The organism is Rhodococcus maanshanensis NBRC 100610 (assembly GCF_001894865.1).
In the GTDB taxonomy this organism is placed as follows: domain Bacteria; phylum Actinomycetota; class Actinomycetes; order Mycobacteriales; family Mycobacteriaceae; genus Rhodococcus_G; species Rhodococcus_G maanshanensis.
The window spans coordinates 1-20,595 of sequence record NZ_BCXA01000028.1 but is presented as its reverse complement, the minus strand read 5'-3'; the positions used below and the strand labels follow the sequence as shown (position 1 = coordinate 20,595).

Genomic DNA, 20,595 nt, shown 5'->3' with positions numbered 1-20,595 from the left:
GGCGCTGCGTTTCTACTGCGTCCGGGGTTTGCCGGGGCAAGGCTCTTGGTAGGGGACAACGGCCGAGACCCACTCTTTCCATTGTGCTTCGCTTGGATTGACGGTCAGCTTGGCGCACAGTTCGTGCTCCCATTGCAGGGGTGCGGGAAGCCGCCAGATCGCGTCGCGGCCTTCCTGAGGCCCCTCGCCGTTCAGGGACACGCCGTGCCCGACGACGTACACCCAACGGCCATCCCCGCTGAACTTGACCCGGGAAGTTGCGCCGAGTGGCGTGGTGTCCACCGGCTCACCGATCTGGTTCCCCGATTCTGTATCCCAGAAACGCAACGTGTCGTCGGTGCCCCCGCTGCCGATCGACGACAGGTAGCGGCCGTCGGGGCTGTAGGCGATGTCGCTGACACCTTGGTTGTGGCCCTTCATCTCACGGCCGTGCGTCTCGTCGGTGCCGACGTCCCATTGCTGAATCGTCCCGTCGCCTGTGGCCGCAGCGATCAGGTTGTCATCTCCGTTGACCGCCATTGCCGTGAAGAAATCTCGGTTGCGATCGCCACCGAGAGCCTTTCCGGTGGGGTGCTCAATCGTCAGGTCCCAGATCTGGATCGAGCCACCTCCGCGAGTGAACAGGTGTTCGCCGTCATCGCTGAACACGAGCTGCCCCACGGCGTCCTCGTGTCCGGTGAGCGGCTCGCCGATCTGACGGCCCGCGCGCCAGTCCCACAGTCGCACGGTGTTGTCGGCGCTCGCACTGGCGAGGGTCTGCCCATCGGGGCTGAACTCCAGGTCGTTGACCGTGTCTTCGTGGCCCTGGAGGGGACTGCCGACGAACTGGCCATTCGATGTGTCGAGCACACGTATGACGTGGTCTGTACCCGCGATTGCAAGCCAACGACCGTCGTGGCTCGCTTCTTCGTCGTTCATCGACACCGGAAGGCTGTTCGAATAGGCGCGGTCTTCTCCGGTGTCGGCGTTCACCCGGTGCAGGGCGTTGTCTCGCGCGAGAACGATGTATGGGACGTCGGTATTGATGTCCACACCGATCAATTCGTCGGGGCGCAAGGCGGCGGCCTTGCTGCCGGCCGACTCCACCGGCATGTGTGCGTCGGGATCCGCGTCCACAGTTTGTGCGCCGTCCTCGGACACCGCGATGATCTTGTTGCCTTCGCGGGTGAATGCGATCTGCCAGACGTTCGATTTGAAGCCGAGCGGCTCGCCGACCGGCTGGCCCGTCCTGGCGTCCCACAGCCGCACCGAGTTGTCGTCGCTGCCGGTGGCGATCCGTTGCCCGTCAGGACTGAACGCGAGTGCCCGTATCCGGCCGTAGTCACCGACGACGGGTGTGGCTATCAACTCCCCGGTGCCGGTGTCCCAGAGTCGCACCGGTGATCCTCCGCTGACGGATCCGAGGCCCACGGTCCTCCCGCCGGCGGCAACGATGCTGCCGTCCGGGCTGAACGCCAGGTTCTCTATCGTGTCGTCGTCGCCCAGGCGCTCATCGCCGGCCGGCTGCGTCCTCAGCAACGCCGCGCCCGTCTCGGTATCCCAAAGTTGCACGCTGAGCTCGTCACCGGCCGTGGCCAGCCTGCGCCCGTCGAGGCTGAACTCGAGCGCCCTCGCCTGAGTCAGGGTGGCGATCAACCGACCGGACTCGACGTCCCACAGCCGCGCCGTCCTTTGGGCATCCGAGGCGGCAACGAGGCGCCCGTCTGCGCTGACGGCGACATCGGCGACGTAGCTATCGGAGCCGCTCATCGGCTGTCCGATGTAGTTCCCGGCGTCAAAGTCCCAGACTCGAATCACCTTGTCGGAATAGTCGAAGCTCCCGAGGTAGCGCCCACTGAAGCTCAGGCCCATGCGAAGCCACTCCAGTTCTCCGAACGGGTGGCCGACCGGCTTCCACGTCTGAGTGTCCACCGTTTGGGCACCCGCTGGGCCCGTCGTCACGATCCGCCTGCCATCGCCGCTCACGAACCCGGCGGAGGGATCGATTGCCTGTATCCGAGACTTGCGATCGAGCGCGACGAGCAGTCCTCCTGGGTTAGCGTCCGGCGAAATATGCTGTGCTGTAATCAGTTTGACGAAGGCGGCAAGCTCGCTGCCCGGTTGCCCGCCGGTGAGGATAGCCTGGCCTTCTGAGGTGAGCCGCTGCGCGAAGGCTTCGTTGGTGCGTTTGTCTGCCTCTTGCCGTTGTGCATCGGCTTGCTGCTGTGCGTCGTTCGCTTGCCGGAACGCGACCACGGCAACGACAGCCGCGACGATGGCCACGACGGCGATGAGAGCGGTCGCCGCCAGCACAGCACGCAGAACCCGAGAGCGTTTCTTCGCCTTGTCCAGCTCGGCCTGCTGACGCTCCCTGTCGGCCTCGAGCTCTGCCGTACGTGCCGCGAGCGCTGCCTTGTCCTCGGTCGCGCGCCGCGCATCTCTGTGCTCGCGGACGACGTCGGTCAGCACATCGTGCGTCAGCTCGATCCACTGAGCACCGTTGCGGTCTTCTTCGATTCGAAGCAGGCGCGACTGAATCAGCTGCTCGAGTTCGTCGTCGGCGAGGTACGTGGGCACCGCGTCCTCACGAATGTAGCGGTCCCGGAACCCGGTTTCCGTGATCAGCTCGGACTCGATGAACCTTGCTACGCGCTTCGGCAGGTGTCCGACACACGACGAGTAATAGTTCGCCAGAGTGTGTTCCTTGGCGTCCTCGACGAGCTGCTCATCGAAGTGCGGCAAGGACCGCCGCTTCCGCATCTCGTTGAGTTCGCGGCAGAACAAGCTGAGGAGGGCGGGCTCGACATCGGCAGGTTCCAGTTCGCCGTTCGGAGGTTCGGGTTCGGTGCTCTGTGGCGTGCCGGCTGGCTGAAGATCCTTGCCGGCAACGATGCTCACCACCCGGCACGCCAGGTCGTCGGTGATCAGGTGTGCTGCTGGCTCGTGCACAGCCTCCAGCGCGTGGCTCGCATGCAAGCGATGCAGCCGCACCCGCGAACGTCCCAGTGCTGGGATCAACCCGCACCACTCCTCGAGTGCGGGCAGGAAGTCCTCTCGAAGGCTGATCAACAACTTGAACCGGCGCGATCGCAGGTCGAATTGGTCTGCCACCGTCTCGTCCTCGTCGATACGCGCGGCCAGACCGGCTGGAATGCGGTTCTCGGCGAGGTCGCCCAGCTCGTCCCTGAAGGCATCGACCAGCGCAGGCACCCGATCGCCGAGTGTGAAGACCTCCTCGAACTGATCGATGACGATCACCGGTGTGAGCAGTTGGTTCCCCGTGCTCCAGAGTTCGAGGCCCTTGCGATGCAAGTACTCCCACAGGGACTCGTCATCCGCGGGCAGCTCGGCATCGGGCGCCTCCGCCCGGATGGCTCTACTGACAGATTCATGTAGCTGTTGAGACAGTCCGGGCGCGCCCGGCTTGAGTTCCAAGCGCACGTAGACCGGCAAGAAATTGCGCTCGCGAAGCACCGGGAACAGACCGGCTCGCAACAGCGATGTCTTGCCGAGTCCGGAGCTCCCGTACAGCACCGTGACCGGCGTATCGAGCACATGACCGAGCAGGGAGGAAGTTTCGTCGGTGCGGCCGAAGAAGAAGGCATGCGCGTTCTCTTCGAACGATGCGAGTCCCGGCCAAGGATTCTCGCTGTCGAGTTGCGGTGCCGTGGTGAGGGTCATGCTGCATCGTTGGCGGGTCGTCGCATGTCGCGGATAGCGACCTTCAGCGCGGTGAGCAGGTCCATATCGGGCTCGCCTGCCGGCGCATGCCCAATGTGCAAGTGTCCGAAGCGGTCCCGCATTCGAGGATATGCACTCGCGCTTCCCGTGTAGTCATCGTCGATGACGACTGGCACGATGAAGCTGCGTCCCGGAATGCGGCGTGATCGTTGGAGCGCCTCGTACCACTCGGTGAAAACGTAACCCTCCTCGACCCGCTCGGTGTTCGCCGAGATGATCGGAATGAACAAGCGAACGTTGCGGCGTATCGCGGAGAGGATCTCGGTGTGCCAGTCGTCGCCGGGGAGTAGCCGTCGATCGTCCAGCCAAACGTCACCACCGAGATCTTGAATGGCATCGCAGACTTGCCGCGCAGCGTGAGCATCTTCGCGCATGTAGCTGATGAAGATCGTCGGCGTGTCCGCAGGGGAGCGCCTTGGTGCGGGCTCAGGGGTCCATGGTCTCGGACCGGATTCCTGTTCCCAGCGGGTCTTCAACTCTGCGACGAACTCGGTCGGAGACACGCTCAACTGCTGGACCTGCGTACTGCGGCAGTAGGTTTCGAAGAAGTCCGATAGTGATGGTTCGTACATCGATGAGCAGCCTGCGAAGAAGAACTGCTTCTGCTCGACCGACAGCCGACCGTTCGTCGACATCCGCAGCAGGAATCGGCCTACCCAGTCGGGTATTTCGCAGCCGATGAACAACAAAGCGCAGTCTTTCAGCTGATGATTGAGCCAGTCGGGAAGACTGGCCGTGTCACTCAGTAACGCATGCATCCATTCCAGTCGATCCTCCTCGTGAATCGCATATTGAGGAGTGGCGGCGGCTCGACCGAACAGATTCAGCACCACGGTTTCGGCTGCTGCGGGTGCCTCCGCGTTGTAGGAGTGTTCGCTCGTGGACTGTGTCGGGGAGAAAGCGATCTCGCGCGCCATCGGTCGGCCGTTGAATCGGACTTCGTTGACTGCTTTCGCGAGTAATCGGTCGGGTGTCGTGGCAACGAGGAGGCGGAAATCGTCGATCGCGGCCAGGTCGCGGAGCGCGTCGCCGGGTTGCGGGTCCAGTGTCGCGATGATCTTGTTGATGTCTCGGTAGAGCCGGTCGCCCTCGATCTGACCGCGTTTCCTCAGGAATTCGGCCACCGCTTCGCCCATCGTCGTCACACCCGGTGGCACGGTGAGGCCGTGCTTTTCGACGAGGCGCTCGCCGATCAGGGCGGTCAGGGTCTGTTGGTTGTCACCGACGACATTCAATTCGGGCCCGACGACCGGCACCAGTCGCTGCTCCCGAATATGCGAGAGGAGATCGTCCCAAAAATCTTCGTCGTTCACGCTCATGCGCCTACTCCTGCGCCCTGACGTGTGTCATAGAGCACTCGTCACACAGGTCTAATGGTGTTCGCTGAGAGTGCGGCGCAACAGAGTAGTCGACTACTCGAATTCCCTGTTTCGGTGATTTGGCGCCGACCCGCTACGCCGCCGGAATGTCGAGTGGAATTCGCGATCGTCATCGACGACCCCGGGGTATGCCGCTGAACTGCGCCACCCCCTATGACGAGGTTCCCGGCGACCTCACATCGAAGGTCGACCCGATCTCAGGAGTCGGCGGACAACGCGCGGGCGGCGCGCACCGAGGATTCGATCAACGCGCGGAGCTCGGACTCGTCGACGTCGGCGAGTCGCTTGATGTAGAGGCAGCCCTTGCCGGTCCGGTGCTTGCCGAGACGCTGCAGGGCGTCGCGGTGGTCGTCCAGGTCCAGGCTCAGGTAGAGGACGAGGGCCGTCGATCGGGGGGCGAAGCCGATCAGTGCCGTGTTGCCGTGATGCCCGCTGGCGTAGCGGTAGGTGCGGTTACCGAACCCGATGATGCTCGGGCCCCACATGGCGGCCGGCTCGCCGGTCGCGGCGCGCATCAGGTCGATCAGGTGTCCGCAGTCGGCTCTCGTGACGTCGTCGGTCAGCGTGCCGAGGAACTCCTCGACGTCGGCGCCGGTCGGCTGGGTCTTGTTCGCCACGGATTCAGTATCGCCGTTCGCCCCGGCCGCCACCGAGCGAATCGTGTCACTCGATGGCGGCGGGGTGGAGCGGTCAGTAAACGGGTCCGGTGTACTTCTCGCCGGGGCCGTTGCCGGGCTCGTCGGGATGGGCGGATGCCTCGCGGAAGGCGCGCTGGAGCGCCTGCAGTCCCTCGCGGATCGGACCCGCGTGCGGGCCGAGGTACTCCGCCGAGGCGGTGACCAGGCCTGCGAGCGCGGTGATCACCCGGCGGGCCTCGTCCAGGTCGAGGTGGTCGCTCTCGTCGGGGTCGGGCGAGGAGAGGCCGAGCTTCTCGGCGGCCGAGCTCATCAGCATCACTGCGGCGCGGCTGATGACCTCCACTGCGGGCACATCGGCCAGCTCGCGGACGTCGCCCGTGTGAGTTTGCTCTGTCATGCCTGCTAGACTTCCATACACGACCGCCCCCGACGATGTTGGGGGCAGCAAGTGGAGTCCGACTCCCACCGCTATCCGGCGCATCAAACACGCTGGTCAGCGGTCCGGTCGCCCGCCCTTGGGCTTGATCTCGGCACGGTGTTCCGTGCGGAGATCATCTCAGGGTCGGGTTCCCTCTCCTGAGGGGGTGAAGGCCGCGATGCGATCGCGGCGGACATCGAACCGGTCGACATCGGGCCTCGCATGGTGAAAATCCAGCGGGGCTCTTTTGTTGGGAGAGAGCGGGCAACGGGCTGCCGGCGGTCAGGACGACCACGCCGCTCAACCTAGGAGGCCCCATCAGCACTGAGACCCGCATCAACGATCGCATCCGCGTACCCGAGGTTCGACTCGTCGGACCTGGCGGTGAGCAGGTCGGGATCGTGCGTGTTGAAGATGCACTCCGCTTGGCCCTCGAGGCCGATCTCGACCTGGTCGAGGTGGCGCCCGACGCCCGTCCGCCGGTGTGCAAGATCATGGACTACGGCAAGTTCAAGTACGAGGCCGCGCAGAAGGCGCGCGAATCGCGCAAGAACCAGACCCTGACCGTGATCAAGGAGCAGAAGCTCCGTCCGAAGATCGACGACCACGATTACGAGACCAAGAAGCGCAACGTCGTGCGCTTCCTCGAGGCCGGGTCCAAGGTCAAGGTCACCATCATGTTCCGCGGTCGCGAGCAGTCCCGCCCCGAGCTGGGCTTCCGGTTGCTGCAGCGCCTCGGTGCCGATGTCGCCGACCTCGGCTTCGTCGAGACCTCGGCGAAGCAGGACGGCCGCAACATGACGATGGTGCTCGCCCCGCACAAGGGCGCCAAGACCCGAGTCAAGGCCCAGGAGAGCGCTCAGGCTCCGGTGCCCCAGGTTCCGAGGCCCGCCTCGGCGCCCGCGCCGGAGGCCCCCGCTGCGGCACCCGAGGCTCCGGCCGGAGGCGCTGCACCCGAGGCGCCGAGCAGCTAGCCAGACCAGCACCACCGAAATGCAGTACCGAAGAAACACAGAACTGAGGACTCCATGCCCAAGATGAAGAGCCACAGCGGCACCTCGAAGCGATTCAAGGTGTCCGGCAGCGGCAAGATCCTGCGCCAGAAGGCCGGCCGTCGCCACCTGCTCGAGCACAAGCCCACCAAGGTGACCCGTCGCCTCGATGGCAAGGCCGTCGTCAGCAAGGCTGACACCCCGCGCATCAAGCGCCTGCTCGGCATCTGATCGAGACCAGCACTTTTTGACCAACCCAGGAGCGCCCGTCGCGCTCCGAGATTGACAGGATTTCCCAGTGGCACGCGTAAAGAGGGCGGTCAACGCCCAGAAGAAGCGTCGTTCGATTCTTGAGGCCTCCAAGGGCTACCGTGGACAGCGCTCGCGCCTGTACACCAAGGCCAAGGAGCAGCAGCTCCACTCGCTCACCTACGCGTACCGGGACCGCCGCGCGCGCAAGGGTGACTTCCGCAAGCTGTGGATCACGCGTATCAACGCCGCCGCGCGCGCGAACGACATGACCTACAACCGCTTCATCCAGGGCCTGAACGCCGCGGGTGTCGAGGTCGACCGCAAGATCCTCGCCGAGCTGGCCGTCTCCGACGCCGAGGCGTTTGCCGGCCTGGTGGCGATCGCGAAGGCCGCCCTGCCTGCCGACGTGAACGCCCCCGCCGGGGAAGCAGCCTGAGCAAGCTGAACCAGGAGCGACCCGTGGACCCGTTCACCGAGCGGACTCCACGGGTCGTTTCTGCTGTCAAGCTGTTGCGCGGCGCCGAGCGCAAGAAGGCGGGGCGCTTCCTCGCCGAGGGCGCGAACTCGGTGACCGCGGCGCTCGCCACCGGTCGCGTGGAGGAACTCTTCTTCACCGACGAGGCCGGCGCCAGGTACGGCGAGCTCATCGCCGGGGCAACCGCAGCGGGCGTGCGGGTCTCGCCGATCACCGAGCGGGCCGCCAGGTCACTCAGCGACACGGTGACCCCGCCGGGGTTGGTCGCGGTGTGTGGACTCCTGGACGTCCCGCTCGGGCAGGCGTTGGGCGGGTCGCCCAGGTTGCTGGCCGTCCCCGTCTCGGTGTCCGAGCCCGGTAACGCGGGAACGGTGATCCGGGTCGCGGACGCGGTCGGGGCCGACGCGGCGATCCTGGCAGGCGACAGCGTCGACCCGCACAACGGCAAGTGCGTGCGTTCCTCGGCGGGCAGCGTCTTCCACCTGCCGATCGCGCGGGAGCGGGACGTGGCCCTCGTCCTCGAACAGATCACCGCCGCGGGGGTGCAGATCCTGGCGACCGCTGCCGACGGCGAGGTCGACCTCGACGACGCGGACGAGTTGCTGGCCCGGCCGACGGCGTGGCTGTTCGGCAACGAGGCGCACGGGCTGGACCCGGCGATCGCCGCAGGGGCCGACCACCGGGTGCGGATTCCCATCCACGGCCGCGCGGAGAGCCTGAACCTGGCGACCGCCGCCGCCATCTGCCTGTACGCGAGCGCGCGGGTGCAGCACCGACAGGACCGACCGACAACCTAGGATTGTTCTGCTGTGCGCCGGGTGCGCAGGGCGCGACGACCATCGACGAGGAGTTTGACCAGCCGTGGCAAAGAACGAGGCCGAGACTTCAGGACCGATCGACACCGAGGCGCTGACCGAAGACGCGCTCGGTGCCTCGGCCGAGCGGGCCGAGTCGGCGTTCGCCGCCGCAGGCGATCTCGATGCGTTGGCCAAGGCGAAGATCGACCACCTGGGCGACAAGGCGCCGCTGTCGCTCGTCCGGCGTGCCCTCGGCGCGTTGCCCGGCAAGGAGAAGGCGGACGCGGGCAAGCGGGTCAACGCGGCGCGCACCAGGGCCACCACGGCATTCGACGCCCGCCGTGAGGTGCTGCTCGCCGAGCGCGACGCCGCCGTGCTCGTCGCGGAGGCGATCGACGTGACGCTGCCCGCCCAGCGTCGTCCGGTTGGCGCCCGCCACCCGATCACCATCATCTCCGAGCAGGTCTCCGACGTGTTCGTCGCGATGGGCTGGGAGGTCGCCGAGGGTCCCGAGGTGGAGACCGAGCACTTCAACTTCGACGCGCTCAACTTCCTGCCGGATCATCCCGCCCGCACCATGCAGGACACGTTCCACATCGCGCCCGAGGGCTCGCGACAGGTGCTGCGCACGCACACCTCGCCGGTGCAGGTCCGCACCATGCTCTCGCGGGAGGTGCCGATCTACGTGGTGTGCCCTGGGCGCACCTTCCGGACCGACGAGCTGGATGCCACGCACACGCCGGTCTTCTCCCAGCTGGAGGGCCTGGCGATCGACAAGGGCCTGACCATGGCGCACCTGCGCGGCACCCTCGACGCCTTCGCCAGGGCCCTGTTCGGCCCGGACACCCGGACCCGGATGCGGCCCAACTACTTCCCGTTCACCGAACCGTCGGCTGAGGTGGACGTGTGGTTCCCGGGCAAGAAGGGTGGCGCGGGCTGGGTCGAGTGGGGTGGCTGCGGCATGGTCAACCCGAAGGTGTTGCGGGCCAGTGGAATCGACCCCGACGAATACTCCGGATTCGCGTTCGGCATGGGTCTGGAGCGAACCCTGCAGTTCCGCAATGGCATCCCGGACATGCGCGACATCGTCGAGGGCGACGTGCGATTCACGCTGCCCTTCGGTGTCCAGGCCTGATCGACGAGAACGAGAGAGCTGAGTAGACGTGCGAGTAGCGCAATCGTGGCTGACCGAGATCCTGCAGCGGGCGACCCCCGACTGGGAGGTGACGGCCGAGGAGTTGGACGCCGGTTTCGTGCGCGTCGGCCTCGAGGTCGAGGAGGTCGACGTCCTGCACCGGGTGCCGGGGCCGCTGGTGGTCGGCCGGGTCGTGTCGATCACCGAGCTCACCGAGTTCAAGAAGCCGATCCGGATGTGTCAGGTCGACGTCGGAGAGTCCGAGCCCCGCGGAATTGTCTGCGGTGCAAGGAACTTCGCTGAGGGCGACCTGATCGTCGCGGCCCTGCCCGGCGCGGTGCTGCCCGGCGACTTCAAGATCGCCGCGCGCAAGACCTACGGCCAGGTGTCCGACGGGATGATCTGCTCCGTCGCCGAACTCGGGATCGGCAAGGATCATTCGGGCATCCTGGTGCTCGAGCCCGGCACGGCCGAGCCCGGTGCAGACGCCAACGAGCTGCTCGGCCTCGGCGACACGATCATCGAGCTGAACATCACCCCCGACCGCGGGTACTGCTTCTCGGTGCGCGGGCTGACCAGGGAGCTGGCCTGCGGTTTCGACCTCGAGTTCGCCGACCCCGCGGTACTGCCCACCCACGGGACGGACGGGGAGGCCTGGCCGCTGACGGTGCAGCCGGAGTCCGGGTCACCGCGCTTCGCGCTGCGTCGCGTCACCGGGATCGACCCCGCCGCGGTCTCGCCGTGGTGGCTGCAGCGCAGGCTGCTGCTCTCCGGTGTGCGTCCGATCTCCCCTGCGGTCGACGTCACCAACTACGTGCTGCTCGAGCTGGGACAGCCGCTGCACGCCTTCGACGCGAACAAGCTGACCGGTGGCCTGGTGGTGCGCCGGGCCGCCGCGGACGAGAAGCTGACCACGCTCGACGGGGTGGAGCGGACGCTTGACGCCGAGGACGTGGTGATCGCCGACGACACGGGCGCGGTCTCCCTCGCCGGTGTCATGGGTGGTGCCAGCACCGAGGTCGGCGCCGGGACCACCGAGGTGCTGCTCGAGGCCGCGATCTGGAACCCGCTCGCGGTGTTCCGGACCTCCCGCAGGCACAAGCTGATCAGCGAGGCGAGCAAGCGGTACGAGCGCGTGGTGGACCAGGCCCTGCCCGTCGCCGCGCTCGACCGCGCGGCCGCGCTCCTTGTGGAGATCGCGGGCGGCCGCATCGAGCCGGTCCTCACCGATGTCGGCGGGGTCGACGAGCCCGCTCCGATCCGCATGGACATCGATCTGCCCGATCGGGTGGCCGGTGTGGCGTACCCGAACGGCACCGCGGCCAGGCGGCTGACCCAGGTCGGCTGCGGCGTGGACGTGGGGGTCAGCGAGTCCGGCCACGGTCAGCTCGTGGTGACCCCGCCCACCTGGCGGCCGGACCTGGAGCAGCCGGCGGACCTGGTGGAGGAGGTGCTGCGCCTCGAGGGGCTCGAGCAGATCCCGTCGGTGCTCCCAGCCGCGCCCGCAGGCCGCGGCCTGACCCCGCAGCAGCGTCGCCGCCGCGCCGTCGGTCGGGCGCTCGCGTTCGACGGGTACGTCGAGGTGCTGCCGACGGTGTTCCTGCCCACCGGGGTCTTCGACGCCTGGGGCCTCGACGCCGACGATCCGCGCCGCACCACCTCGAAGGTGCTCAACCCGCTCGAGTCCGATCGCCCCGAGCTCGCCACCACGCTGCTGCCGGGCCTCTTGGAGATCTTGTCCCGCAACACCTCTCGTGGCCAGCGCGACCTCGCGTTGTTCGGCATCGCGCAGGTCGTCCTCCCCGGGCCCGATACCAAGCCGGTGCAGGCACTGCCGGTGGACCGGCGCCCGACGGACGAGCAGGTCGCGGACCTGCTGAAGTCGCTGCCCGCGCAGCCGACCCACGTCGCCGCGGTGCTGACCGGGCTGAGGGAGCCGAGCGGGCCGTGGGGCGCGGGCCGCGCCGTCGAGGCCTCCGATGCCTTCGCGGCCGCGGAGACGATCGCCGAGGCGGCCGGCGTGTCCCTCGAGCGGCGGGCCGCCCAGTACCTGCCCTGGCACCCGGGCCGCGGCGCCGAACTGCTGGTCGACGGAGTCGTCGTCGGGCACGCAGGTGAGCTGCACCCGGCTGTGCTCGAGCGCAGCGGGCTGCCGCCGCGTACCTGCGCGGTGGAGATCGACCTGACGGCGCTGCCGATCACCGAATCGCTTCCTGCGCCTCGGGTCTCGCCGTTCCCCGCCGTTCTCCAGGACGTCGCGGTGGTGGTCGACGCCACCGTGCCCGCCGCCACCGTGGAGGCGGCGCTGCGCTCCGGCGCGGGCGAGCTGCTCGAGGAGATCCGGCTGTTCGACGTGTTCGAGGGTGCCCAGGTGGGCGAGGGGCGCAAGTCCCTTGCCTTCGCGCTGCGGTTCCGCGCCGCGGATCGGACGCTCACCGAGGACGAGGCCTCCGCCGGTCGGGACGCGGCCGTCGCCGCGGCCTCCGCCGCGGTGGGTGCGCAGCTTCGGGCCTGACCCCCATCCGTCGAGAGTGCACCTGCCGGGGCATCGGCCGAGTCGGCCGCCGGCAGGTGCACTCTCGACGCGGGCTGCCGTAGCCTTGCGGCAAGTCGACGGAATGAGGTGTCATGACCGATTCCCAGAGCGTTGCCGATGGGCTGAGCGGGCTCACCGACCAGGAACTGGCGCGGGTGATCGCCGCCGCGACCGCGGGCCGTCCGGCGCTGGCGTCGATCGCGGCCGCCGCGAACGCGATCGGCGGCGAGGTCCCCGCAGCGCCGGACGTGCCGATCCCGGCCGAGGTGCCCGGCCCGGCCGACATACCGATTTCTCCCGGCCCGACGGTGGTGACCGGCGCCCCGGTGCCGACGGCGGGACCCGGGCTGCCGACCGCGATGCCCGCGCCCGACTACACCGACTCCGGTGTGCCGACCTTCGACTCGGTTCGGGAGAAGATCGAGACCCGCGCCGGGACCGCGGCGGGTGCCACCGAGCTCGATGCCGAGTCCCCGGCCGGTCGCACCGTCGCGGAGCAGTGGGACGAGCGGCAGAAGGCGGCGAAGAGCAAACTCGACGAGATCCGAAAGTCCATGGACTCGTAGGACCCCCGGCGTACGGTGTAGCCATCCCGCTCTGCAACTTCACAACCAAGACGTGGAGGTAATGCCATGGTCTGGTCGGAAATCGGGGTCGTGTTCGGCTTCGTGGTCGTCTGCGCCGCCATCGCGGTCGTCCTCATCGGCGTCACGATGCTCTTCATCGTGTCGATCTGGGAGAACTTCGGGCAGCGCAAGCCGCGCGGGTTCCCCGACGAGCCCGGCGGTCGCCGGTCGCCCGCATTGCGCCTGGAGTGAGCGCGAACGGCAGGCGCGGTCGGACCTGGGTCCGCCACCGCGCCTGCCGTCCTCGAACTACTGGCGGTCCAGGATCGCCGTGAAGTCGGTGCCAACGGGGAGCGTGCCGTATTCGAGGTCGCGCTCGGGTCCGAGCCGCGCCGCCAGGAACGCCTCGGCGACCGCGGACGGTGCGGTGCGCAGGAGCAGCGAGCCCTGCAGGCCGAGCGCCATCGCAGCGGCCACGGGACGTGCGCGCAGCTGAGCCTGCGCCGTGTCGAGGGTCGCCAGCTCGGCGAGTGCGCCGCGAATGCGGGTGAGATGTTCGTCGAACAGCCTCGACGACCCGGAGGCGAGCGCGAGCTCCGCGTCGAAGGCCGCGACGGATTCGGGCTCGCGCGTCATGGCGCGCAGCACGTCGAGGGCGATCACGTTGCCGGAGCCCTCCCACACCGCCATCACCGGCTGCTCGCGGTACCGGCGAGCCAGCGGGAACGCCTCGGTGTAGCCGTTGCCGCCGAGGCACTCGAGCGCCTCGTAGGCGTGGTGCGGTCCGCGCTTGCAGATCCAGTACTTGCTGACTGCTGTGGCGAGTCGGCGGAAGGCCTTCTCGGTGTCGTCGCCGTCCTCGTCGTGGGCGCGGGCCAGGCGCAGCGCGGTCGCGGTGGCGGCCTCCGATTCGAGCGCGAGGTCCGCGGCGACCGCGGTCATCGCGGGCTGGTCGATCAGCGTCGCGCCGAACGCGGCCCGGTGGCGCACGTGCCACAGGGCCTCCGCGACCGATTGGCGCATGCCCGCTGCCGAGCCGTACACGCAGTCCAGGCGGGTGCGCGAGACCATCTCGATGATGGTGCGGACGCCGCGGCCGGGTTCGCCGACCAGATGCCCGATGGTGCCGTCGAGCTCGATCTCCGACGACGCGTTCGACTTGTTGCCGAGCTTGTCCTTGAGGCGCTGGATGCGGAAGACGTTGCGGGTGCCGTCCTCGAGCACCCGGGGGACCAGGAAGCAGGACATGCCCTCGTCCGTGTAGGCCAGGATCAGGAACCCGTCCGACATCGGCGCCGAGCAGAACCACTTGTGCCCGGTCAGCGACCAGCTGCCGTCGGAGTTCGGGACCGCGCGGGTGGTGTTGGCGCGGACGTCGGATCCGCCCTGCTTCTCCGTCATCGCCATGCCGAACAGCACGCCCGGCTTGCTGCCTGGCGCGGCGAGTCCGCCGTCGTACCCGCGTGCGTAGAGGCGCGGCAGCCACAGCCCGGCCAGCTCGGGGGAGAAGTCAAGGGCGGGCACGACCGAATGGGTCATGGAGACCGGGCAGGAGTGACCGGGCTCGACCTGCGCGAACATCATGAAGGTTGCGGCGCGGGCGACATTGGCGCCGGGCTTCGGGTCGGCCCAGGCGGAGGTGTGCGCGCCGTGCTCGACCGCCGCGCCGATGATCCGGTGATAGGCCGGGTGGTACTCGACCTCGTCGATCCGGTGGCCGTACCTGTCGTGTGTGTGCAGGGTCGGGAGCACGGTGTTGGCCAGCTCGGCGTCGTGCTGGAACCCCGCCGTGCCGACCAGTGCGCCGACCTCGGTGAGATCGCGCTGCGCCCACTCGGCGTCGTAGCGGCGCACGCCCTCCACGAGCGGGACGTTCGAGGTGTACTCGTTGACGTCCACCCGAGGGGGTGCCTGGTTGAAGACCTCGTGGGTGCGGTGCGGCGAGGCGACTGCGTTCGTCATGTGTTGGTTCCTTCTTGGGTATCGGCTGCGGTCAGGCGGCGAAACCGACCGCGCGCAGGCACAGTTGGAGGATGGCGTCGACGATGTCATCGTCGGAGAAGGTCTCGGGTAGCTCCACGGGAACGGGGGAGAGCCTGCCGGTGAGGGACTCGCTGATGGCGCCGATCAGCGCGGCCGCGGCGATCCCGACGTGCTGCTCGGGCAGCTCGCCCTCCTCGATGCCGTCGCGCAGGATCGCGGTGGTCAGCTCGACATAGGAGCCGCGGTAGACGAGCCGTTCCTCGTCGACCCGGGGATCGACCGGTTCGAACAGCAGTGACCAGGCCATCTGACGCCCCCGGATGGCGCGCCGGGCGAAGGTCTCGACCAGCGCGCGCAGTCGGTCCGCCGCGCCCGAGTGTTCGGCAACGGCCATCCGCACTTCGTTCAGTTCCTGGTCGGCGCCGCGCCGGAACACGGCGGCCAGCAGGTCGGCCCTGCCGTCGAAGTACGAGTACACCGATCCGACGCTCACGCCGCAGTTCTCCGCGATGGCCTTGACCGAGGCGGCGGAGAATCCGCCGGCCGCGACCAGGTTCCCGGCCTCGGCGAGCAGCACCTCCCTGCGCTCCGCCTGGGCGGCGCGGGTCTTCTCCGTCGCTCGGTAGGCCATGTGGTCGGCGCCTTTCGCAAAACTATGAATCGTGATTCAATCCTTGTCCATCCCGACTGTAGAACGAATCGCCGTAGACGGCAATCCGGCCGCAACGACATGCCGGGCGCCACCCGAGGAGGACCCATGGACCTGACGACGATGCTGGAGAGCACCTGCCGGAAGTTCCCGGACAAGGAGGCGGTGGTCTACGGGGCCGAGCGCCTCAGCTACCGCGAACTCGTCGCCGCGTCGAAGCGGGCGGCCGAGGTGCTGCGCGGCCGGGGTGTCCGGCGCGGCGACCGGGTCGCGGTGATGACCTACAACACCCCTGGCTTCGTGATCGCGGCCTTCGGGGCGTGGCGGGCGGGCGCGGTGCTGGTGCCGGTCAACCACAAGCTGGCGCCCCCTGAGGTCGAGTACACGCTCACGCATTGCGGCGCGAAGGTGGGTGTGGTCTCGGCCGGGCTCCGAGCGAACGCGGAAGCCGGTGCGCCGCAGGTGGACTGGCTACTCACCGAGCTCGGTGACGACGCCGAGGGAAACGCCGACCGGGACTTCGACGCGCTCGTGGACGTCGCTGACGAGTGGGCAGGCGTCGAGGTCGAGGAGACCGAGATCGCCCAGGTGCTCTACACGTCGGGAACCACCAGTGCCCCCAAGGGCTGCCTGCACACGCACCGCTCGATCACGACCGTCGCGCCGTACATCGCGACCACCCTCGGCCTCGACCGCGACGAAAGGGTGCTGATCGCGATGCCGATCTGGCATGCGGCCCCACTCAATGTCTGGTTCGTCCCGACGATGTTCCTCGGCGGCACGGTCGTGCTGATGCGCGAGTATGCGCCGCTGCCCTTCCTCGAGATCATCGGCGCCGAGAAGATCACCGCGTTCTTCGGCGCTCCGATCGCCTACCTGGCGCCGTTGCAGGTGGTCCGCGCCGCTGGCATCGACATGTCCACCTACGACTTCTCGACCATGCGGCGATGGACATACGGCGGTGCGCCGATCGGTGCCGAGGTGGCGCGGCAGCTGCAGGACGCGTACCGGTCCGAGGACTTCTATCAGGTGTACGGGATGAGTGAGATGGGCCCGACCGGCACCGCCCTCTACCCGCACGAGCAGATCGCCAAGGCCGGGTCGATCGGGCGCGGCGGCATGCCGGGCGTCGATCTGCGCGTCGTCCGGCCGGACGGCCTCGACGCCGGGCCGGGGGAGACGGGCGAGATCTGGCTCGCGAGCGACACCCGCATGGTCGGCTACCTCGACAACGACGAGGCCACCGCCGAGGTGTTCGAGGGCCGCTGGTACCGCTCCGGCGACGTGGCACGGGTCGATGAGGACGGCTACCTCTACATCGTCGATCGCACCAAGGACGTCATCATCACCGGCGGCGAGAACGTCTACTCGCAGGAGGTGGAGGAGGCTATCCGCCCGCGCGCGGACATCGTCGACGTCGCGGTGATCGGGCGGCCGCACCCGCAGTGGGGCGAGACGGTGGTCGCGGTGGTGGCGACCGTCGGTGGCGCGACGCTCGAGCTGGACGAGCTGCGGGAGTACCTGGCGGACAAGCTGGCCCGCTACAAGATACCGCGGGAGCTGGTCGTTGTCGACGAACTGCCGCGCAATCCCTCCGGCAAGCTCACCAAGCACGTGATCCGGGAGGCCGTGCTGTCCTGACCGGCGCGAGGCCCGCCTGTCCGGCCTGATACCGTCCGAACCGCATCTTCCCGACACGGTGTCGGTAAGTTTGGGACAAGGGTGTGGTTTCGGCGATGAACGACTTCAGTGGGATCGACGGCTTCCTCGGCACGAGGGCCTCCGCGGCCATGGACATGATGGTGCTGTTGATGGCGCTGGTGGTGGCGGTCCTCGGTTGGAGCGTCTACCAGGTCAGGGTCGGCAGGCGCTTCCGGCTGCACAGATCGGTGCAGCTCGCGCTCGGTATCGCGCTGCTGGTGGCCGTCGTCCTCTTCGAGCTGGACGTGCGCTTCAACGGATGGGAAGAACGGTCGGCTGGCGTGGTCGGCGGCTCGGCGTCGACCCTGGTGTGGTCGGTGCTGGCGATCCACCTGGTGTTCGCGGTGTTCTCGGTCCTGCTGTGGCCGGTGGTGATCGTTCGGGCGGTGCGGAACTTCGGCGGCTCGCCGCACCCGGGGGCGCACAGCGCGTGGCATCGGCGATGGGCGCGGATCGCCGCGATCGGCATGACCATGACCGCGGTGTCCTGCTGGGCCTTCTACTGGGTCGCGTTCGTCGCCTGAGGCCGCCCGCGCCCTGGCTATGAATGGGCTTGCATGATGATGCATAATCAATCGTATGGTCACTTCTGCAGCTTCCTCAGGCCCGGCGTCCACGCCGATCCGGGTCGCCATCGCCGGTGCGAGCGGCTACGCGGGCGGTGAGGTCCTCCGACTCCTGTTGGGTCACCCCGCCTATCGCGACGGCTCGCTGACCATCGGCGCGCTCACCGCGGGAAGCAACGCGGGCAGCAGGCTCGGTGAGCATCACCCGCATCTGCTGCCGCTGGCCGATCGCGTCCTCGAGCCGACGACCGTCGAGCAGCTCGCCGGCCATGATGTGGTGTTCCTCGGTCTGCCACACGGCAATTCGGCCGAGATCGCCAAGCAGTTGCCGGAGAGCACCGTCATCATCGACTGCGGCGCCGACTTCCGGCTGGCGAGCGCGGCGGATTGGGAGAAGTACTACAAGAGCGAGCACGCCGGGACCTGGCCGTACGGCCTGCCGGAGCTGCCGGGCCACCGGGAGAAGCTCGCGGGCGCGACCCGGATCGCGGTCCCCGGTTGCTATCCGACCGCGGCCAGCCTTGCGCTTGCCCCCGCGGTGGCCGCCGGGATCGTCGAGCCGCGGGTGACCGTGGTCGCGGTCAGTGGCACCTCCGGCGCGGGTCGCGCGCCCAAGGCCGACCTGCTCGGTTCCGAGGTCATGGGTTCGGCCCGGGCGTACGGGGTCGGCGGCGTGCACCGGCACACCCCCGAGATCATCCAGAACCTCTCGCCCCTCGCGGGCACCGACGTCACCGTGTCCTTCACGCCGGTGCTGGCGCCGATGCCCCGCGGTATCCTCGCCACCTGCACCGCGCCGACCACCGTCACCGAGGCGCAGGCCAGGGAGGTGTACGAAAAGGCTTACGCCGACGAGCCTTTCGTGCACGTGCTGCCCGAGCATGTCTTCCCGCAGACCGGTGCGGTGATCGGATCCAACGCGGCCCAGATCGGCGTCACGGTCGACGCCGACGCGGGCCTGCTCGTCGTCATCGCCGCCATCGACAACCTCACCAAGGGGACCGCGGGCGGCGCAGTGCAATCGATGAACCTTGCCCTTGGCCTGCCCGAGACCGATGGTCTCTCGACAGTGGGAGTAGCCCCGTGAACACCACCCCCGTCATCCCCGACTCGGTCGCCGTCGCGGGCGGCAAGCTCGTGCGCACCCAGGGCGTCACCGCGCCCGCCGGATTCCGCGGCGCAGGAATCGCCGCGGGCATCAAGGTCAGCGGACGCCAGGACCTGGCGCTGGTCTTCAACGAGGGCCCGGACACCGCCGCGGCCGGCGTGTTCACCAGCAACAAGGTCAAGGCCGCGCCCGTGCTGTGGTCGCAGCAGGTGCTGACCGGCGGCAGGCTCCGCGCGGTCGTGCTGAACTCGGGCGGCGCGAACGCCTGCACGGGAGCGCCCGGCTTCCAGGACACCCACCAGACCGCCGAGCACGTCGCGGCGACGCTGAGCGACTGGGGCACCGAGACCGGCGCGGGGGAGGTCGCGGTGTGCTCGACCGGGCTGATCGGCGACCGGCTGCCGATGGACAAGCTCCTCGCGGGCGTCACCGAGATCGTGCACGAACTGGCAGGCGGGATCTCCGGGGGCACCGACGCGGCCTACGCGATCATGACCACCGACACCGTGCCGAAGCAGGCGGCCCTGCACCACGCGAACAAGTGGAACGTCGGCGGGATGGCCAAGGGCGCGGGCATGCTCGCCCCGGCGCTGGCCACCATGCTGTGCGTGATCACCACCGACGCCATCGCGACCCCGGCCCAGCTCGACGAGGCGCTCCGCAACGCGACCCGGCTGTCGTTCGACCGGCTGGATGTGGACGGCGCGACCTCCACCAACGACACCGTGCTGCTGCTCGCCTCGGGCGCGAGTTCCGTTGCGCCCAGCCAGGACGAGCTCAACGCCGCCGTGCTTGCGGTCTGCGACGACCTCGCCGACCAGCTCATGGCCGACGCGGAGGGCGTCACCAAGCGCGTCACCGTCACGGTGTCCGGCGCGGCCTCCGAGCAGGACGCGCTCGTCGCCGCGCGGACCGTCGCCCGCGACAGCCTGGTCAAGACGGCGCTGTTCGGGTCCGACCCGAACTGGGGCCGCGTGCTCGCCGCGGTCGGCATCGCCCCGATCGAGCTCGACCCGAACCGGATCTCGGTGTCCTTCAACGGGAACCCGGTCTGCATCGACGGTGTCGGCGCGCCCGGCGCAAGGGAGGTCGACCTCTCCGGCATCGACATCGCGCTGCGGATCGAGCTCGGCGTCGGTGACGCGGAGGTCTCCATCCGCACCACCGACCTCTCGCACGCGTACGTGGAAGAGAATTCGGCGTACTCGTCATGACCGGGCACATCGACAGCATCGAGCACATCACCGCGGCGGAGAAGGCACACGTCCTCGCGGAGGCGCTGCCCTGGCTGGAGCGGTTCCACGGCAAGATCGTGGTGGTCAAGTACGGCGGCAACGCGATGGTCGACGACGACCTCAAGCGGGCCTTCGCCGCGGACATGGCCTTCCTGCGCACCGTCGGGATCCATCCCGTCGTGGTGCACGGTGGCGGTCCGCAGATCAACGCGATGCTGGCGCGTCTCGGCATGGAGGGTGAGTTCCGCGGGGGCTTCCGGGTCACCACCCCCGAGGTGATGGACGTGGTCCGGATGGTGCTGTTCGGTCAGGTGGGGCGCGAGCTCGTCGGCCTGATCAACAGCCACGGCCCGTACGCGGTCGGGATCTCGGGCGAGGACGCGCACCTGTTCACCGCGACCAGGCGCACGGTCCAGGTCGACGGGGTCGCCACCGACATCGGGCT

General features: G+C 68.5%; 19 protein-coding genes. 13 read left to right on the top strand and 6 right to left on the bottom strand.

Features of this window, described 5'->3' with window-relative positions:
- Positions 1 to 12 precede the first annotated feature (12 nt).
- The 4 genes from RM1_RS14325 to RM1_RS14310 form a co-directional block, all read right to left on the bottom strand.
- Complete coding sequence (locus tag RM1_RS14325; protein WP_072752164.1) at positions 13 to 3,660, bottom strand: nSTAND1 domain-containing NTPase; 3,648 nt, start codon at positions 3,658 to 3,660, stop codon at positions 13 to 15.
- Positions 3,657 to 5,039, bottom strand: a complete 1,383-nt coding sequence (locus RM1_RS14320; protein ID WP_083576726.1) for a toll/interleukin-1 receptor domain-containing protein — start codon at positions 5,037 to 5,039, stop codon at positions 3,657 to 3,659. The genes RM1_RS14325 and RM1_RS14320 overlap by 4 nt, the downstream gene beginning before the upstream one ends.
- A gap of 257 nt (positions 5,040 to 5,296) precedes the next feature.
- Positions 5,297 to 5,716: a DUF1801 domain-containing protein gene (locus tag RM1_RS14315; protein ID WP_072752272.1), complete on the bottom strand. Its 420-nt coding sequence runs from the start codon at positions 5,714 to 5,716 to the stop codon at positions 5,297 to 5,299.
- A 73-nt stretch (positions 5,717 to 5,789) separates the two neighbouring features.
- Positions 5,790 to 6,134, bottom strand: coding sequence for a DUF1844 domain-containing protein (locus RM1_RS14310; RefSeq protein ID WP_027503188.1), 345 nt, complete (start codon positions 6,132 to 6,134; stop codon positions 5,790 to 5,792).
- A gap of 293 nt (positions 6,135 to 6,427) precedes the next feature.
- Between RM1_RS14310 and infC the strand changes: the two genes are divergently transcribed.
- From infC to RM1_RS14270, 8 genes are all read left to right on the top strand, one after another.
- A complete protein-coding gene (gene infC, locus RM1_RS14305) occupies positions 6,428 to 7,129 on the top strand; it encodes a translation initiation factor IF-3 (RefSeq protein ID WP_072752160.1) in 702 nt (233 codons plus the stop codon).
- 54 nt (positions 7,130 to 7,183) lie between these two features.
- Positions 7,184 to 7,378: a 50S ribosomal protein L35 gene (rpmI, locus tag RM1_RS14300; protein ID WP_027503190.1), complete on the top strand. Its 195-nt coding sequence runs from the start codon at positions 7,184 to 7,186 to the stop codon at positions 7,376 to 7,378.
- Positions 7,379 to 7,445: 67 nt separating this feature from the next.
- Positions 7,446 to 7,835 (top strand): 50S ribosomal protein L20, encoded by a 390-nt coding sequence (rplT, locus tag RM1_RS14295; RefSeq protein ID WP_027503191.1) that lies wholly within the window; start codon positions 7,446 to 7,448, stop codon positions 7,833 to 7,835.
- 23 nt (positions 7,836 to 7,858) lie between these two features.
- Positions 7,859 to 8,671 (top strand): TrmH family RNA methyltransferase, encoded by an 813-nt coding sequence (locus RM1_RS14290; protein WP_072752158.1) that lies wholly within the window; start codon positions 7,859 to 7,861, stop codon positions 8,669 to 8,671.
- 64 nt (positions 8,672 to 8,735) lie between these two features.
- Entirely contained in the window at positions 8,736 to 9,806 is a 1,071-nt protein-coding gene (pheS, locus tag RM1_RS14285) for a phenylalanine--tRNA ligase subunit alpha (RefSeq protein WP_072752156.1), read from the top strand.
- A gap of 28 nt (positions 9,807 to 9,834) precedes the next feature.
- Entirely contained in the window at positions 9,835 to 12,321 is a 2,487-nt protein-coding gene (pheT, locus tag RM1_RS14280) for a phenylalanine--tRNA ligase subunit beta (protein ID WP_072752154.1), read from the top strand.
- A gap of 113 nt (positions 12,322 to 12,434) precedes the next feature.
- Positions 12,435 to 12,908: a hypothetical protein gene (locus RM1_RS14275; protein WP_072752152.1), complete on the top strand. Its 474-nt coding sequence runs from the start codon at positions 12,435 to 12,437 to the stop codon at positions 12,906 to 12,908.
- Between the two features lie 66 nt (positions 12,909 to 12,974).
- Positions 12,975 to 13,160, top strand: a complete 186-nt coding sequence (locus RM1_RS14270) for a hypothetical protein (protein ID WP_072752149.1) — start codon at positions 12,975 to 12,977, stop codon at positions 13,158 to 13,160.
- A gap of 57 nt (positions 13,161 to 13,217) precedes the next feature.
- On the opposite strand, the gene RM1_RS14265 is transcribed toward RM1_RS14270, so the two are convergent.
- Together RM1_RS14265 and RM1_RS14260 are read right to left on the bottom strand one after the other, a co-directional pair.
- Positions 13,218 to 14,870, bottom strand: a complete 1,653-nt coding sequence (locus RM1_RS14265) for an acyl-CoA dehydrogenase family protein (RefSeq protein WP_072752147.1) — start codon at positions 14,868 to 14,870, stop codon at positions 13,218 to 13,220.
- A 31-nt stretch (positions 14,871 to 14,901) separates the two neighbouring features.
- Positions 14,902 to 15,522 (bottom strand): TetR/AcrR family transcriptional regulator, encoded by a 621-nt coding sequence (locus RM1_RS14260; RefSeq protein ID WP_072752145.1) that lies wholly within the window; start codon positions 15,520 to 15,522, stop codon positions 14,902 to 14,904.
- Between the two features lie 126 nt (positions 15,523 to 15,648).
- Here RM1_RS14260 and RM1_RS14255 point away from each other — a divergent pair, with 126 nt between their 5' ends.
- The 5 genes from RM1_RS14255 to argB all read left to right on the top strand — a co-directional run.
- Positions 15,649 to 17,181, top strand: coding sequence for a class I adenylate-forming enzyme family protein (locus RM1_RS14255; RefSeq protein ID WP_072752143.1), 1,533 nt, complete (start codon positions 15,649 to 15,651; stop codon positions 17,179 to 17,181).
- A 95-nt stretch (positions 17,182 to 17,276) separates the two neighbouring features.
- Positions 17,277 to 17,765, top strand: a complete 489-nt coding sequence (locus RM1_RS14250; protein ID WP_072752271.1) for a DUF420 domain-containing protein — start codon at positions 17,277 to 17,279, stop codon at positions 17,763 to 17,765.
- A gap of 55 nt (positions 17,766 to 17,820) precedes the next feature.
- On the top strand, positions 17,821 to 18,894 hold the full coding sequence (gene argC, locus RM1_RS14245; protein ID WP_072752141.1) for an N-acetyl-gamma-glutamyl-phosphate reductase: 1,074 nt from the start codon (positions 17,821 to 17,823) through the stop codon (positions 18,892 to 18,894).
- Entirely contained in the window at positions 18,891 to 20,129 is a 1,239-nt protein-coding gene (gene argJ, locus RM1_RS14240; RefSeq protein ID WP_072752139.1) for a bifunctional glutamate N-acetyltransferase/amino-acid acetyltransferase ArgJ, read from the top strand. The genes argC and argJ overlap by 4 nt, the downstream gene beginning before the upstream one ends.
- Positions 20,126 to 20,595: acetylglutamate kinase (argB, locus tag RM1_RS14235; protein ID WP_143187332.1), on the top strand; the 470-nt coding region annotated here is incomplete at its 3' end. The genes argJ and argB, both read left to right, overlap by 4 nt.

Excerpts from the sequence above, each read along its gene's own strand:
- RM1_RS14250 (WP_072752271.1), top strand. The coding sequence starts at position 17,277 with ATGAACGACTTCAGTGGGATCGACGGCTTCCTCGGCACGAGGGCCTCC.
- RM1_RS14310 (WP_027503188.1), bottom strand. The coding sequence starts at position 6,134 with ATGACAGAGCAAACTCACACGGGCGACGTCCGCGAGCTGGCCGATGTG.
- RM1_RS14320 (WP_083576726.1), bottom strand. The coding sequence starts at position 5,039 with ATGAGCGTGAACGACGAAGATTTTTGGGACGATCTCCTCTCGCATATT.
- RM1_RS14265 (WP_072752147.1), bottom strand. The coding sequence starts at position 14,870 with ATGACGAACGCAGTCGCCTCGCCGCACCGCACCCACGAGGTCTTCAAC.
- argC (WP_072752141.1), top strand. The coding sequence starts at position 17,821 with ATGGTCACTTCTGCAGCTTCCTCAGGCCCGGCGTCCACGCCGATCCGG.
- RM1_RS14325 (WP_072752164.1), bottom strand. The coding sequence starts at position 3,660 with ATGACCCTCACCACGGCACCGCAACTCGACAGCGAGAATCCTTGGCCG.
- RM1_RS14275 (WP_072752152.1), top strand. The coding sequence starts at position 12,435 with ATGACCGATTCCCAGAGCGTTGCCGATGGGCTGAGCGGGCTCACCGAC.
- RM1_RS14270 (WP_072752149.1), top strand. The coding sequence starts at position 12,975 with ATGGTCTGGTCGGAAATCGGGGTCGTGTTCGGCTTCGTGGTCGTCTGC.
- rpmI (WP_027503190.1), top strand. The coding sequence starts at position 7,184 with ATGCCCAAGATGAAGAGCCACAGCGGCACCTCGAAGCGATTCAAGGTG.
- RM1_RS14260 (WP_072752145.1), bottom strand. The coding sequence starts at position 15,522 with ATGGCCTACCGAGCGACGGAGAAGACCCGCGCCGCCCAGGCGGAGCGC.
- RM1_RS14255 (WP_072752143.1), top strand. The coding sequence starts at position 15,649 with ATGGACCTGACGACGATGCTGGAGAGCACCTGCCGGAAGTTCCCGGAC.